Here is a 14,480-nt window from a genome sequence, read left to right as displayed (position 1 = left end):
ATTATTAAGGCTATTCATGATGAATGATGGTAGTAGTTAAATAGCCTTAATTAGATCATATTTTTATTTAGATTGGTATAAGAAATCCCTAGCAGCAATGCTGGGGATTTTTGTATTGGGCAAATAGGAAAAATACTAGGATTTGGACTTTCTTGACCCGTCAACAGTTTTGGAAGTTACGGATCACCCGCCATAATGCCCTGACTAATGGATCATCAAGTTGCGATCGCTTACAGCACACCCCTAACTTAAAAGGTTTAATTGGCAATACTGAAAGCTTTTGCACCTTATCTCTGAGCGGACTATTGTTGATCACGACATCCGGTGCCACACCAACACCACAACCTAATGCGACTAAACTTACAATGGCTTCATGTCCTGCGATTTGTGCGTAGATCGTTGGTTTAATCTTCATGTGTTTAAACCAACTGTTGGCTCTTTCCCGAGCCGTCCCTGCTTCGGGAACAATAAAGGGGATTTGATTCCAATCAGGAAACTCTTTTTGCAGTTCTTCTAAGAAATGACTCACTCCCGTAGGAGCGATCACTGACAATGGTATTTCACTGATCGTCGCAAACTCAAGTCTTGAAGGAATATGCTCGGGGATAGCAGCAATGGCAATATCCGCTTCATCTTCAAGAATAATTTCAATCGCTTGAGCAGGATCACCCGTGAGTAATTTAAACTCAATATAAGGGTGCTGGAGTCTAAAAGCATTGAGCAAATCCGGTAGATGGCTATAACTGGCCGTAACTGAGCAAAATAAGCGGATCTCTCCTTTTAATTCACTATGTTGTTCATCTAGCTGCAACTGTAATTGCCGCCAATCGTGCAGCATACGTTGAGCAACAGGTAACAGTTTATAGCCGGATGGTGTAATTTCTACGCTTCGATTATCACGAACAAACAAACGGTGACCAATCTCGTCCTCTAGTTTTTGAATTTGTCGACTTAATGCAGAAGGGCTGATATGCAGCATCTTTGCTGTACTGCTAAAATTTTTACTTTCACAGAGATGAACGAAGAGTCGTAAGGTTTTTATATTCATAATTAATGTATCTTGCATTTATTGCAATAACTACTTGTGAATATATCACTTTAAGCAATTAAATGTCCGCATTACTATGACAATATTCGGTGTATCGACACCGGTTGAATGGAACATTATCAAGGAGCACCCAATGGCTAATTATTTCAACACATTAAATTTACGTGAGCAGCTCGATCAACTTGGTCGATGTCGCTTTATGGCTCGAGAAGAGTTTGCGACAGAAGCGGAATTTCTAAAAGGTAAGAAAGTAGTCATTGTTGGATGCGGAGCTCAAGGTTTAAACCAAGGTTTAAACATGCGTGATTCGGGGTTAGATGTTTCTTATGCGCTACGTCAAGCCGCGATTGATGAGCAGCGCCAATCTTATAAAAATGCGAAAGATAACGGATTTACTGTTGGCAGTTATGAAAAACTTATTCCACAAGCGGATCTAGTGATCAACCTAACACCAGATAAGCAACACTCTAACGTTATTGAAACAGTGATGCCTTTAATGAAAGATGGAGCCGCATTGGGCTATTCTCATGGTTTTAATATTGTCGAAGAAGGTATGCAGATCCGCAAAGATATTACAGTAGTCATGGTTGCTCCTAAGTGCCCAGGGACGGAAGTGCGTGAAGAGTATAAACGCGGTTTTGGTGTTCCAACCTTACTAGCGGTACATCCCGAAAACGATCCAAAAGGTGAAGGCTGGGATATTGCAAAAGCGTGGGCTGCTGCAACGGGGGGGCATCGAGCTGGTTGTTTAGAGTCATCTTTTGTTGCAGAAGTTAAATCTGACTTAATGGGTGAGCAAACTATTTTATGCGGCATGTTACAAGCGGGTTCGATTGTATGCTACGAGAAAATGGTTGCTGAGGGTATTGATCCTGGATATGCCGGTAAATTGCTGCAGTTCGGATGGGAGACTGTTACCGAAGCTCTGAAATTTGGTGGTATTACTCATATGATGGATCGTCTATCAAACCCAGCGAAAATTAAGGCATTTGAGCTATCTGAAGAGCTAAAAGACTTATTGCGCCCACTGTATAACAAACATATGGATGACATCATTTCCGGCCATTTCTCTAGTACGATGATGGCAGACTGGGCTAATGATGATGCTGAGCTGTTGGGTTGGCGCGCTGAAACGGCACAAACTGCATTTGAGAATTATCCAGAAACAAATGTGAAAATTGCTGAACAAGAGTACTTTGATCACGGTATTCTTATGATTGCCATGGTTCGTGCTGGGGTTGAGTTAGCGTTTGAGGCGATGACTGCATCAGGCATTATCGATGAATCAGCCTACTACGAATCGTTGCATGAATTACCACTGATTGCCAATACCATTGCACGTAAACGCTTGTACGAAATGAATGTCGTTATCTCGGATACGGCAGAATACGGCAACTACTTATTTGCTAATGTTGCCACCCCATTATTGCGTGAAAAGTTTATGCCAAAAGTCAGTACAGATGTGATTGGTAAAGGTTTGGATCAGGTTTCCAACCAAGTTGATAATGCAACCTTGATCGAAGTTAATAGCCTCATTCGTAACCATCCTGTGGAATATATCGGTGAAGAACTGCGCGGCTATATGAAAGATATGCAACGTATTGCTGTTGGTGATTGATTCGACTTATCAACACTATAAAAATGTAAACACAACATCGATAATAAAGTAAAAGGGCTTTGTCTTAAGACTGAGCCCTTTATATGATCGAAGATAGGAAAAACCAAGCCGATCCTAATAGGGTAAGCATTGATTACCGGTTAGCCAGTTTTTCTTCCAATTCCGCCAGTTTTTGCTCCATTTCTGTCAGCTTTTGTCGAGTACGTAGCAATACTTGGGTTTGTACATCGAACTCTTCACGGCTGACCATATCCAATTTATTCAGTTGACCTTGAATCACTTGACGAACTTTCTGCTCTACATCTGCGCCTAGATCTTTAACCGGTTGTGGCATAGATTCGTGAATCTGTTTTGCAATTTGCTCAATTTTCTTTGGATCAAACATTGTTTATTCACTCCTATATTTATTCTACTCATTCTATGCAATTCATCATTGAAAGTCGCCAGTTGGTGATGAAAAAGGCCACAAGAGTGGCCTTTAGTAACGATTAAATGGTATGCCTTGATTACTTATTTTCAGCTAATTGGCGCTGAGCGGCTTTGGCTTCATCAATTCTCGCCAGTTTTTCTAAGTCTTTATCTTCAACAAAGATAGGCAGTGGTTTGTGCTTCTCGGCAAGGTAGCTATAAATCACGGGTAGAACAAATAGCGTGAATAGCGTCCCAATTGATAAACCAGCGACAATGACAATCCCAATACTAAAGCGCTGAGCTGCTCCGGCACCGGTGGCATACATTAATGGAATCAGACCCGCAATCATGGCTGCAGTCGTCATTAGAATTGGGCGTAAACGCACTTTAGCTGCTGCTTTTACCGCTTCAATTCTATTGAGCTTATTGTGGAGTTGCTCTTCTTTGGCGACCTCACAAATTAAGATACCGTGTTTAGTGATTAGCCCAACCAAGGTAATTAAGCCGACCTGTGAATAGATATTCATGGTTGATGCGCCCCAAGCTAAGGCAATCAAAGCACCACAAATAGCCAGAGGAACGGAAACCATGATCACGAGAGGATCTTTTAACGATTCAAATTGGATAGCAAGCACCAAGAAGATAATCGCAAGCGCTAAACCGAAAGTGACATAAAGAGCACTACCTTCAGTTACATATTGGCGAGCCTCACCCATGTAGTCATGGCTATAGCCTTTTGGTAACTTAGTTGATGCTATATTTTCAAACCAGCTGATGGCATCACCCATCGCTGTTCCTGGTGAAGGAACCGCCCCAATTGTTGCTGAATTGAGCTGGTTAAAGTGTGGTAGAGCGCGAGGTTCGGCCACGACATCAATAGTAATTAAACTACCTAAAGGGATCATTTTTCCATCGATTGCCCGTACAAAGTAGTTGTTCATTGACTCTGGATTGAGACGCCATTTTCGTTCGACCTGCGGAATCACCTCATAAGAGCGACCACTGAGATCGATACGATTGACATAACCATCAGCCATCATGGTGCCGAGAGTGATACCAATATCCTGCATGGTCACACCATAAGAGCCAGCTTTATCCTTATCGATGTTGATTTTCATGGTCGCGGAATCATAATTAAGGTCTAGGTTTGAGTAAACAAACAATGGACTTGATTGCACTTCCACGAGCACATCACTAGCGATAGTGAATAAGCTTTCAAAAGCATTCGGTGTGGTCATCACAAATTGAATGGGAAGGCCAGAGCCTGCGCCTGGTAATTCAGGCATCTGGAATGTTGTCACGGCCATTCCTGGAATATCTTTAACCAAGTTACCGACACGAGTAGTAACCTCTGCTTGGCTTGCTTGACGTTCACTCCAAGGGACTAAAGAAGCAATCCCAAACGCTTGGTTTGATTGAGGTACGCCAGTAAAAACCTGAGCAAATTGTACTTCGGGTTGAGCTGATAAGATTTTATTCACATCATTCATGGTATTTGATAGGTAATCCAAGTTAGCATTGGATTGACCGGTACCTAATAGCATCACTACGCCTTTATCTTCAGAAGGCGCAAGTTCGCTAGGAATGAACTTAAATAAAATCGGTAAACTTGCAAACACAATCAAAGCAAAGGCGATCACAACTGGGCGGTGATCCATCACTGACTGCAACATATTGCCATAGCGTTGTGTCATTTTATCCAAGAGATGATGCACTTTTTGTTCAAATTTGTTTGGCGTTTCATTTGCCTTTAACATTTTTGAACACATCATAGGGGAAAGCGTTAAAGCAATAATACCAGAGACAAATACAGCCCCCGCTAAGGTTAGCGCGAACTCTTTAAATAGGGCTCCGGTTATGCCTCCCATTAGTGCAATTGGTGCGTATACCGCCCCTAAGGTTAATGTCATGGAAATCACGGGGACCGCGATTTCTCGTGTACCGATAATAGCAGCCCTAAATGGGGATTCACCTTCTTTAATATGTCGATCAACGTTTTCTAAGACAACAATGGCATCATCGACAACTAGGCCAATCGCCAATACCATCGCCAGCAAGGTCATTAAGTTCCACGAGAAACCCATCGCCTGCATCACCATAGCAACACCAATCAATGAAAGAGGTATTGTTACTATTGGAATGATCACTGCGCGTATAGAACCAAGAAATAGCGTAATAACCACCAGTACGATGATGGCTGCTTCAATGATGGTTTTAATGACTTCATGAATCGACTCATTAATTGCTACGGTCGAGTCATACATCACATTCATTTTGATGTTGCTTGGCATATTGCGTTTAAGTTCGGGAATCACTTCCCAAACATCTTTGGCAATATTGATTGGGTTAGCACTAGGAGCCGCGTTGATAGCAGCAACAACCGCTTCTTGACCATTCGCGCTCGCTCGGTAGGTATCGTGACTTTTTGCTAAAGTCACTTTGGCGATATCTCCTAAGCGAGTCACATTACCATCTTCAGTTTTTACAACTAAGTTTTCTAATTCCTCTACATTAGAGACTTGTGTGTCAGCGCTACCATTAAACAAGACAAACTCACCAATCGCTTGACCCGTTGCTGATTGGTAGTTGTTCGCACTTAACACGCCCATAACGTCTGCGGCGGTTAAATTAAATGCCGCCATTTTGGCCGGATCCAGCCAGACTCTTAATGCGTATTTCATACCACCATATAGATCGATGCTCGAAATACCATCTAAAGAGTAGAGTTGTGGGTTGATAACCCGTTGTAAATAATCGGTAATTTGGCTGGAGTTCAATTCATTACTGGTAAACCCAATATACATAACCGCTGTTGTTGACCCCGTCGACATTGTGACGGTTGGGTCTTCAGCTTCTTTAGGAAGCTGAGAACGAACAGAGTTGGTTTTTGCCAAAATATCAGACAACGCCGCATTTGGATCGGTGTTGAGTTTCATATTGACAGTAATTTTTGAACTACCTAATACCGATTGTGAAATCATGTAATCAATATTATCCGCTTGTGCAATTGCCTGTTCTAATGGCTGCGTGATGAAGCCTTGAATCAAGTCAGCACTCGCACCATAGTAACTGGTTGAGACGGTCACTATGGTATTAGTCATTTCAGGGTATTCACTGACCTGCATTTTGAACACCGCTTGTAAACCAAGCAGTGCAATCAAAAAACTGATCGATACCGCTAAAACTGGACGTTTAATAAAAACATCAGTAAAGCGCATAATTCCTCCGGTTACAGCATCGGTGTTTCAGCGGGTGGAGTTGTGGCGTCACTTTCTACAATACGAACTTTGACACCATTACTTAAACGTACCTGACCAGAAGTGACAACAATATCTCCAGCCTTAACGCCTTCAAGGATGTGCGCAATATCTTTCTTACGTTCACCGACTTTAACCACTCTTTGTTCAACACGTTTAACCCCATCTTGTTCTGTGATAACAAAGACATTATCACCATAAAGGGTAAATGTGATTGCCGTTTGCGGTAAGGTTACTTGCTCGGCGAGCTTGGGTAAAATGATGTTGGCTCGAGCAAACATCCCACTACGTAATTTACCTTCACTGTTGGGAATATCCGCTTGGACTTGGATCAGACCACTTTGTACACTAACGGCGGGCTCGATAGCACTGATTGACCCCTTGAAGGAGCGGTTCGGATACGAGTCAACAAAAATGTCTACTTCTTGATCCATAGAAATACGTGAAATATCCGTTTGCGGCACGGTAAAACGTAACCGCATAACACTGGTATCTTCGAGGCGAACAATATCTGTGCCTGGTTGTAAATATTGGCCAAGATAGACATTACGAATGCCCACTACACCAGCAAAAGGGGCTTTGATTTCACGCCGAGCAATCGTCGCTTTTAAACTTTCAATATCCGCAGAAAGTGAATAATAGTTAGCCTCTGCTTCATCAAATGCCTCTTGAGAAATTGAGCCTTTACTAAATAAGCCTTTATACCGCTCATACTTTGCTTTAGCAGCAGGGAGGCGAGCTTGAGAGCTTTTTAAATTTGCTTTTTCAACTTCAGAGTCAAGTAAAAGTAAAGGTTGGTTTTCTTCAACTTGAGTGCCTGAGTCAAATAGAATTCGGTCAATCACACCACTGGTTTCTGTGGTGAGCGTCACTCCTTGATTTGGTTCGATAAACCCGATCGCTTCAATGACAGGAACCCAATCGACCGAGTTAACCGTTGTTACCGTCACTGGAAATTCGGCTTCTGGCCGATTCGCCATATATTCAGCGATCTTCTGTTGTTTAAATAAATTGAAACCTATCACGCTACCAAATAGCAGTACCACGATAAGTAACATAAAAAATGTCCACTTTTTCATTCTGGTGAGAACTCCAAGTTAATATTGAATGATTGTGTCCCAACGAGCATCGACTACTACTTCCAGGCTTTCGTCATCCAGTTGAAATACCCATATATCAAGAGATGATGCATGGGCGACGGTTATTTAAAGACTCGGCTGAGTACTACGCAGCCCCTAATACATCTTCAACAACAGGGAATGCTTGATAACAGTAAACATTCTCTGCTTAAGTGACCTTAAATTGCAACCTGTTGTTATCGTTTTGTTTGCATATTATCCATGACAGTATAGAGCTTCCTTGGTGATGTTAACTTAACCGTCACGCCCGCATTATAGCCTATAACCTAGTCATTTATGCAATACACTTGTGCAGTAAATTTAATGATACTGAGTTCTTTTCTTGGAGCTTAAGCTGAACAAGCAGTATCATGGCAGGCCCGAATGATAAGATTAAAAACACTATGAAGCTCAACTCAAGACAAGAAGAAGCAGTCAAATATGTATCAGGTCCTTGCTTGGTTCTGGCTGGTGCTGGTTCGGGAAAAACCCGTGTGATTACCAATAAAATTGCTTATCTCGTACAGCAATGTGGTTATAAAGCTCGCAATATTGCCGCGGTAACCTTTACTAATAAAGCGGCACGCGAAATGAAAGAGCGAGTGGGGCAAACGCTTGGTAAAACCGAATCTCGAGGTTTGATGGTCTCCACCTTTCACACGTTAGGGCTCAATATCATTCGGCGCGAATATAAGCATCTCGGCCTAAAAGCGGGCTTTTCATTATTTGACGATCAAGATCAGTTAGCATTACTCAAAGAACTTACGGATAAACAACTAGAGGGTGATAAAGATTTATTACGCCAACTATTGAGTACCATCTCCAACTGGAAAAATGATCTGGTCTCCCCTGAGCAAGCGAAAGCGCTCGCTAAAGGGGAGCTGCAACAATTATTCGCTTTCTGTTTTGATTGTTACCAAAAACAGATGCGAGCCTATAATGCGCTTGATTTTGATGATCTCATTTCATTACCGGTATTATTGTTACGTAGCCAGGAAGAAGTCCGTCAACGTTGGCAAAACCGTATCCGTTATCTACTCGTGGATGAATACCAAGATACCAACTTGAGTCAATACGAGTTGGTGAAATTACTGGTCGGGGAGCGTGGTCGATTAACCGTAGTGGGTGATGATGATCAATCCATTTACTCTTGGCGCGGAGCGAAACCGCAAAATCTTGTTCAATTAGGGTGTGATTTTGCCAACTTAAGATTGATCAAATTGGAGCAAAATTATCGCTCAACGAGTCGAATCTTGCGAGCGGCGAATATTTTGATCGCCAATAACCCTCATGTGTATGAAAAAAAACTGTTTTCTGAAATACCTGAGGGCGAAAAGCTCAAAGTCATTATCGCTAATAATGAAGACCATGAAGCGGAGCGAGTGACTGCTGAACTGATCGCGCACAAATTTCTTAACCGTACCGCCTATCGTGATTACGCTATCTTATATCGTGGCAACCATCAGTCTCGATTAATTGAAAAGTTACTGATGCAAAACCGAGTTCCGTATAAATTATCAGGAGGCACTTCATTTTTTGCGCGCGCTGAGATCAAAGATATCATGGCGTATCTGCGCGTATTAGTGAATCCAGATGATGATAATGCCTTTTTACGCATCGTAAATACTCCGAAGCGAGAAATTGGCCCCGCAACCTTAGAAAAATTGGGCAGTTATGCCAATATGCGCGGAAAAAGTTTATATGCGGCGAGTTTTGAACTTGGTCTTGAGCAGCATCTTTCGGGACGCGGACTAGATAACTTACGTCGTTTTACCGAGTGGCTAGTCGCTATTGCAGATAATGCTGAACGAGGAAATACTGTGGAAGCGGTACGTTCGCTGGTACGTGATATCCATTATGAAGACTGGTTATACGAAACGTCTTCCAGCGCTAAAGCGGCAGAGATGCGCATGAAGAACGTCTCTGAACTTTACTCATGGATTGTTGCTGATTTAGCTGGTGAAAATAACGATCAGCAAGAGAAGACCTTACAAGAAGTCGTACAACGTTTAACGCTACGCGATATGATGGAGCGTGGAGAACAAGATGACGACAGTGATGCTGTACAACTGATGACGTTACACGCATCGAAAGGTTTAGAATTTCCTTACGTGTATTTAATTGGCGCAGAAGAAGGTATCTTGCCACATCAAACCAGCATTGATGAGGATAATGTCGAAGAAGAGCGACGGTTAATGTACGTCGGTATTACCCGTGCTCAAAGAGAGTTAACCTTCACCTTATGTAAAGAACGCCGACAATTTGGCGAATTACTAAAACCGACCCAAAGCCGCTTTTTAGATGAATTACCTTATGATGATGTGGCGTGGGAAACCAAGAAAAAAGTCCTTTCGCAAGAAGAGCGGATGAGTAAAGGGCAAGCCCATATTGCCAATATAAGGTCGATGTTTAATAAAAAATGATCCAATCAGAGCCTAGTGCCAACCGACCCCAGTAGCCAAGCTCTGAGCAGAGGTTATCGGGTGCCGCCGACTATAGCCCGGCGATCATATGTTCAATGGCAGCAACAATTTCTTCATCGGAACAATTCATGCATGTGCCGCGGGCTGGCATTAGGTTAAAACCTTGTATGGCATGTTTGGCTAATACATCTTTACCTTGTGCAAGCCGAGGAGCCCAATCTTGAGCATCTCTAGTTTTGGGTGCTCCAGTTACTCCCGTTGCATGGCAGGCGGTACAAAAAGTTTTATAGACTGTCTCGCCATCACGAGGGCCGATAGGCTCTTCTTTTATCGGTTCATTACCAGCAAGATAAACGTTGCCGACAGGTTTGATGCGTTCAGCGATAGCATCATAATCACTGGGGCTCATCGCAAATACTGCGGCCGAAAAGGTGAACGTAGCAAATAGTACGCTTAAGGCTGATCGAGACATATCCATTAACTCACTTTACATTGCAAGGGTAAGCGTATCTTACCTAAATTTTATACTAAGATTGGGTTCTATTGATTTAAAATGATAAAACCTGTTAAATCAATGTAAATATAGAGTAAGTATATCCCGTTCGGATGTTGCAATAAACAACAAGTTGCGATCTTCAAGGGATGAATCACATCCTGTTCGGTCATTTTATCGCAGCGGTTGATGAAAAAGCCGTCAAACGAGAAAAAAAGTTGAAAAAGTACTAGACGACCTTAGGGGATATACGTATTATTCCACTCCGCCGATAGGGCATGCGCCCGTAGCTCAGCTGGATAGAGCGTTGGCCTCCGGAGCCAAAGGTCGAAGGTTCGAATCCTTTCGGGCGCGCCATCCGGTGGGTTAATTGGTGCATGTTGGCAACATTGATGGTGGCTATAGCTCAGTTGGTAGAGCCCCGGATTGTGATTCCGGTTGTCGCGAGTTCAAGTCTCGTTAGCCACCCCATTATTTAGGTAACCGATGTTCCCTTTCTTGATTAAATTCGAGATAAAATAAGTAACAGGTTTTGTCGGTGAATAGCGCAATTTAGTGGCGCATCCCGGGTTTAGGAGTAGCGGACCAGAGGGTGACCCTCGTTCGATGCTCCTAAAGTAAAAAATTGTTTCGGTGAATAGCGCAGTTTGGTAGCGCATCCCGGGTTTAGGAGTGGCGGACTAGAGGGCGACCCTCGTTCGATATTCTTAAAGTAAAAAATTGTTTCGGTGAATAGCGCAGTTTGGTAGCGCATCCCGGGTTTAGGAGTGGCGGACCAGAGGGCGACCCTCGTTCGATGCTCCTAAAGTAAAAAATTGTTTCGGTGAATAGCGCAGTTTGGTAGCGCATCTGGTTTGGGACCAGAGGGTCGGGGGTTCGAATCCCTCTTCACCGACCACTTATTAAAAAAGCTAGCCCATGGCTTAGCTTAAAATAACGGCAGGCAAGCGGTTATTGCAAAAGTTGATGGTGGCTATAGCTCAGTTGGTAGAGCCCCGGATTGTGATTCCGGTTGTCGCGAGTTCAAGTCTCGTTAGCCACCCCATTATTTAGGTAACCGATGTTTCCTTTCTTGATTAAATTCGAGATAAAATAGGTAACAGATTTTATCCGTGAATGGCGCAATTTTAGTAGCGCATCCCGGGTTTAGGAGTAGCGGACTAGAGGGCAACCCTCGTTCGATGTTCTTAAAGTAAAAAATTGTTTCGGTGAATAGCGCAGTTTGGTAGCGCATCCCGGGTTTAGGACTAGCGGACCAGAGGGTGACCCTCGTTCGATGTTCTTAAAGTAAAAAATTGTTTCGGTGAATAGCGCAGTTTGGTAGCGCATCTGGTTTGGGACCAGAGGGTCGGGGGTTCGAATCCCTCTTCACCGACCACTTATATTGAGCCCTAGTCGAGAGACTGGGGCTTTTTACTTTCTGTTAGTGATTGAGAGGGTCGGGGGTTCGGCTGATATTCAGGATCCGCTCTTCACCGGCCAATGTATTGAGCCCTAGTCGAGAGACTAGGGCTTTTTACTTTTTGTTAGTGATTGAGAGGGTCGGGGGTTCGGCTGATATTTAAGATCCGCTCTTCACCGATCACTTATATTGAGCCTTAGTCGAGAGACTAGGGCTTTTTACTTTCTGTTAGTGATTGAGAGGGTCGGGGGTTCGGTTGATATTTAGGATCCGCTCTTCACCGACCACTTATATTGAGCCCTAGTCGAGAGACTAGGGCTTTTTACTTTCTGTTAGTGATTGAGAGGGTCGGGGGTTCGGCTGATATTTACGATCCGCTCTTCACCGATCACTTATATTGAGCCTTAGTCGAGAGACTAGGGCTTTTTACTTTCTGTTAGTGATTGAGAGGGTCGGGGGTTCGGTTGATATTTAGGATCCGCTCTTCACCGATCACTTATATTGAGCCTTAGTCGAGAGACTGGGGCTTTTTACTTTCTGTTAGTGATTGAGAGGGTCGGGGGTTCGGCTGATATTCAGGATTCGCTCTTCACCGACCACTTATATTGAGCCCTAGTCGAGAGACTGGGGCTTTTTACTTTCTGTTAGCGATTGAGAGGGTCGGGGGTTCGGCTGATATTCAGGATCCGCTCTTCACCGACCACTTATATTGAGCCCTAGTCGAGAGACTGGGTTTTTGATGTCTAGATTTCATCTTTCTCAAATAATGAGAGTTCTAATTTTTTACAATCAGAGTTTTTATTTTTGAAATTATGCATAAAATCAAAGTACTCACAGCAATGCGCATAGATAAAGAAAAAAATAACGTATTTTTCTTGAGTCGTGTTGTTTTTCGATTTAACCCTAGTGTTTACGCCGTCTAATACGCTTTGTTTTGTTGTTATTTTGGTTTTTATCTCTGTCTATTTCTATTTTAGTGGTTTTTTAATTGGCATTCATGCCTTTTTTGTGGCGGGTTGTTTCTTTGTTGTTAATGCTGGAGCTGGTCAGGATTTGAAATAATATTCCGGTGAGTTGTTTTTTGAATGCTTTTTCATTGAATAAAAAATACAGATGCACTTGGTTCTGTAGCGAATGTGATGGTTTTTTAATCAGTGGTTCGGCCATTATTATATCTGTATTTTATGCATATTTATTCGATTAAGCTGCTTTGTTTGGGGATTTTATCGAGTTTTTATCCTTTGATTGTTGCTTTTATGTGAGATTTTTGACACATTGATGAGCTTGTAAATAGCCAGCAGATTGTACTGTGTTGGTAGAAAGGAATCATTATTAGGTTTTGCACAATTACAATGTTCACTTTGTAGTTGTGTGAGGCTCAGACAGGGCAGTATTGTGCCAAAGCAGTTGAGGTCTGGTTTACATGTCACTTTTAGAAGTTAGCAATCTACGTATTGAATATCCGTCACGTCACGGTGTCCACGCGGCAGTCAAGTCATTAAGTTTTAATATTGAGCGCGGTGAAATTGTTGGTGTGGTCGGTGAATCTGGTGCTGGTAAGTCTACAGTAGGCAACGCAATCATTGATTTATTAAGCCCTCCCGGTACGATTGCTGGAGGGGATGTATGGTTAGATGGTGAGAAAATCTCAGGTTTGTCCCCTGAAAAAATGCGGCAAGTTCGCGGCTCAAAAATTGGATTTATCTTTCAAGATCCGATGACCTCATTGAACCCATTATTTACAGTTGAACATCAGCTGACGGAAACCATTCATGCCAATATGAAGGTTAGCCATCAAGAAGCTTATCAACGTGCTTTATCTCTCATGCAACAAGTGGGGATTCCTCAGCCAGAAAATCGTTTAAAGCAATACCCTCATCAGTTTTCCGGCGGAATGCGTCAGCGTGTGGTGATTGCGATTGCGCTAGCCGGAGAGCCGGATTTAATTATTGCTGATGAGCCGACTACGGCTTTAGATGTCTCTATTCAAGACCAAATATTGTCACTGATTCGTGAGTTATGTAAAAAGAATAATGTTGGCTGTATGCTGGTGACTCATGATATGGGGGTGGTGTCTAATGTGACAGATCGGGTTGCTGTCATGTATCGTGGTGATTTAGTCGAGTTTGGCCCAACGGCGAAAGTATTAGGCGATCCCGATCATCCTTATACCCGTAGTTTGATTTCAGCGGTGCCTCGCTCTGACACTAAATTAGATCGCTTTCCTCTCGTTAGTTATATCGAAGAAGCCAGTGAGTTGGCACCGTTAGATATTAAGCATCATTGGTTAGGACAAAATCAAGATCAGCGTGCTTATACCGGGCCACTGTTGAACGTCGAGCATGTTAACCTTCGCTTTGTGACCAAAGATTCTTTATTTGAAAGCCGCCGTGAATATGTCCAAGCATCCAATAATGTCAGTTTTCAGGTTCATGAAGGGGAAACCTTTGGGCTGGTCGGCGAGTCTGGTTCAGGTAAGTCGACCATAGCACGTGTGATTGCTGGCCTTTACCAACCGAATGAAGGGCGGGTGACTTTTGAAGGGATTGACCTAACCGGACTGAAGTCAGAAAAGCAGCGTCGTCCTATGCGTCGTCAGATGCAGATGGTGTTTCAAAACCCTTATACTTCAATGAATCCGCGCATGAAGGTATTAGATATTATTGCTGAGCCCATCCGCTTTCATAAATTGACCGACAATGAGTCGCAG

Annotated in this window: 9 protein-coding genes and 5 tRNA genes; 8 read left to right on the top strand and 6 right to left on the bottom strand. The window is 43.0% G+C overall.

Annotated elements, in window-relative coordinates:
* Window positions 1-160 precede the first annotated feature (160 nt).
* Entirely contained in the window at window positions 161-1,048 is an 888-nt protein-coding gene (gene ilvY / locus B7C60_RS05945; protein ID WP_099610863.1) for an HTH-type transcriptional activator IlvY, read from the bottom strand.
* Between the two features lie 133 nt (window positions 1,049-1,181).
* Between ilvY and ilvC the strand changes: the two genes are divergently transcribed.
* Window positions 1,182-2,666: a ketol-acid reductoisomerase gene (ilvC, locus tag B7C60_RS05940; protein WP_099610855.1), complete on the top strand. Its 1,485-nt coding sequence runs from the start codon at window positions 1,182-1,184 to the stop codon at window positions 2,664-2,666.
* A 133-nt stretch (window positions 2,667-2,799) separates the two neighbouring features.
* Here ilvC and ubiK read toward each other — a convergent pair whose 3' ends face one another.
* The 3 genes from ubiK to B7C60_RS05925 form a co-directional block, all read right to left on the bottom strand.
* Window positions 2,800-3,051, bottom strand: coding sequence for a ubiquinone biosynthesis accessory factor UbiK (ubiK, locus tag B7C60_RS05935; protein WP_099610854.1), 252 nt, complete (start codon window positions 3,049-3,051; stop codon window positions 2,800-2,802).
* A gap of 121 nt (window positions 3,052-3,172) precedes the next feature.
* Window positions 3,173-6,295: a multidrug efflux RND transporter permease subunit gene (locus B7C60_RS05930; RefSeq protein ID WP_099610853.1), complete on the bottom strand. Its 3,123-nt coding sequence runs from the start codon at window positions 6,293-6,295 to the stop codon at window positions 3,173-3,175.
* Window positions 6,296-6,306: 11 nt separating this feature from the next.
* A complete protein-coding gene (locus B7C60_RS05925) occupies window positions 6,307-7,413 on the bottom strand; it encodes an efflux RND transporter periplasmic adaptor subunit (RefSeq protein ID WP_099610852.1) in 1,107 nt (368 codons plus the stop codon).
* A 443-nt stretch (window positions 7,414-7,856) separates the two neighbouring features.
* Between B7C60_RS05925 and rep the strand changes: the two genes are divergently transcribed.
* Entirely contained in the window at window positions 7,857-9,875 is a 2,019-nt protein-coding gene (gene rep / locus B7C60_RS05920; protein ID WP_099610862.1) for a DNA helicase Rep, read from the top strand.
* Between the two features lie 70 nt (window positions 9,876-9,945).
* On the opposite strand, the gene B7C60_RS05915 is transcribed toward rep, so the two are convergent.
* Complete coding sequence (locus B7C60_RS05915) at window positions 9,946-10,353, bottom strand: c-type cytochrome (RefSeq protein WP_099610851.1); 408 nt, start codon at window positions 10,351-10,353, stop codon at window positions 9,946-9,948.
* A 295-nt stretch (window positions 10,354-10,648) separates the two neighbouring features.
* On the opposite strand from B7C60_RS05915, the gene B7C60_RS05910 reads away from it, so the two are divergent.
* The 5 genes from B7C60_RS05910 to B7C60_RS05890 all read left to right on the top strand — a co-directional run bounded on the left by B7C60_RS05910 (window position 10,649) and on the right by B7C60_RS05890 (window position 11,746).
* Window positions 10,649-10,725, top strand: a tRNA-Arg gene (locus B7C60_RS05910).
* Window positions 10,726-10,763: 38 nt separating this feature from the next.
* A tRNA-His gene (locus B7C60_RS05905) sits at window positions 10,764-10,839 on the top strand.
* A 350-nt stretch (window positions 10,840-11,189) separates the two neighbouring features.
* Window positions 11,190-11,266: transfer RNA gene (locus B7C60_RS05900), tRNA-Pro, on the top strand.
* A gap of 71 nt (window positions 11,267-11,337) precedes the next feature.
* Window positions 11,338-11,413 (top strand) — tRNA-His (locus B7C60_RS05895).
* Between the two features lie 256 nt (window positions 11,414-11,669).
* Window positions 11,670-11,746 (top strand) — tRNA-Pro (locus B7C60_RS05890).
* A 1,008-nt stretch (window positions 11,747-12,754) separates the two neighbouring features.
* Here B7C60_RS05890 and B7C60_RS05885 read toward each other — a convergent pair.
* Entirely contained in the window at window positions 12,755-12,937 is a 183-nt protein-coding gene (locus tag B7C60_RS05885) for a hypothetical protein (protein WP_099610850.1), read from the bottom strand.
* Between the two features lie 256 nt (window positions 12,938-13,193).
* On the opposite strand from B7C60_RS05885, the gene B7C60_RS05880 reads away from it, so the two are divergent.
* The coding region (locus B7C60_RS05880; RefSeq protein ID WP_245868664.1) for an ATP-binding cassette domain-containing protein at window positions 13,194-14,480 on the top strand (1,287 nt) is incomplete at its 3' end.

It is taken from the genome of Vibrio fujianensis, assembly GCF_002749895.1.
Taxonomy (GTDB): domain Bacteria; phylum Pseudomonadota; class Gammaproteobacteria; order Enterobacterales; family Vibrionaceae; genus Vibrio; species Vibrio fujianensis.
The sequence above is the reverse complement of the archived record's forward strand: the minus strand, read 5'-3'. Positions and strand labels throughout refer to the sequence as shown.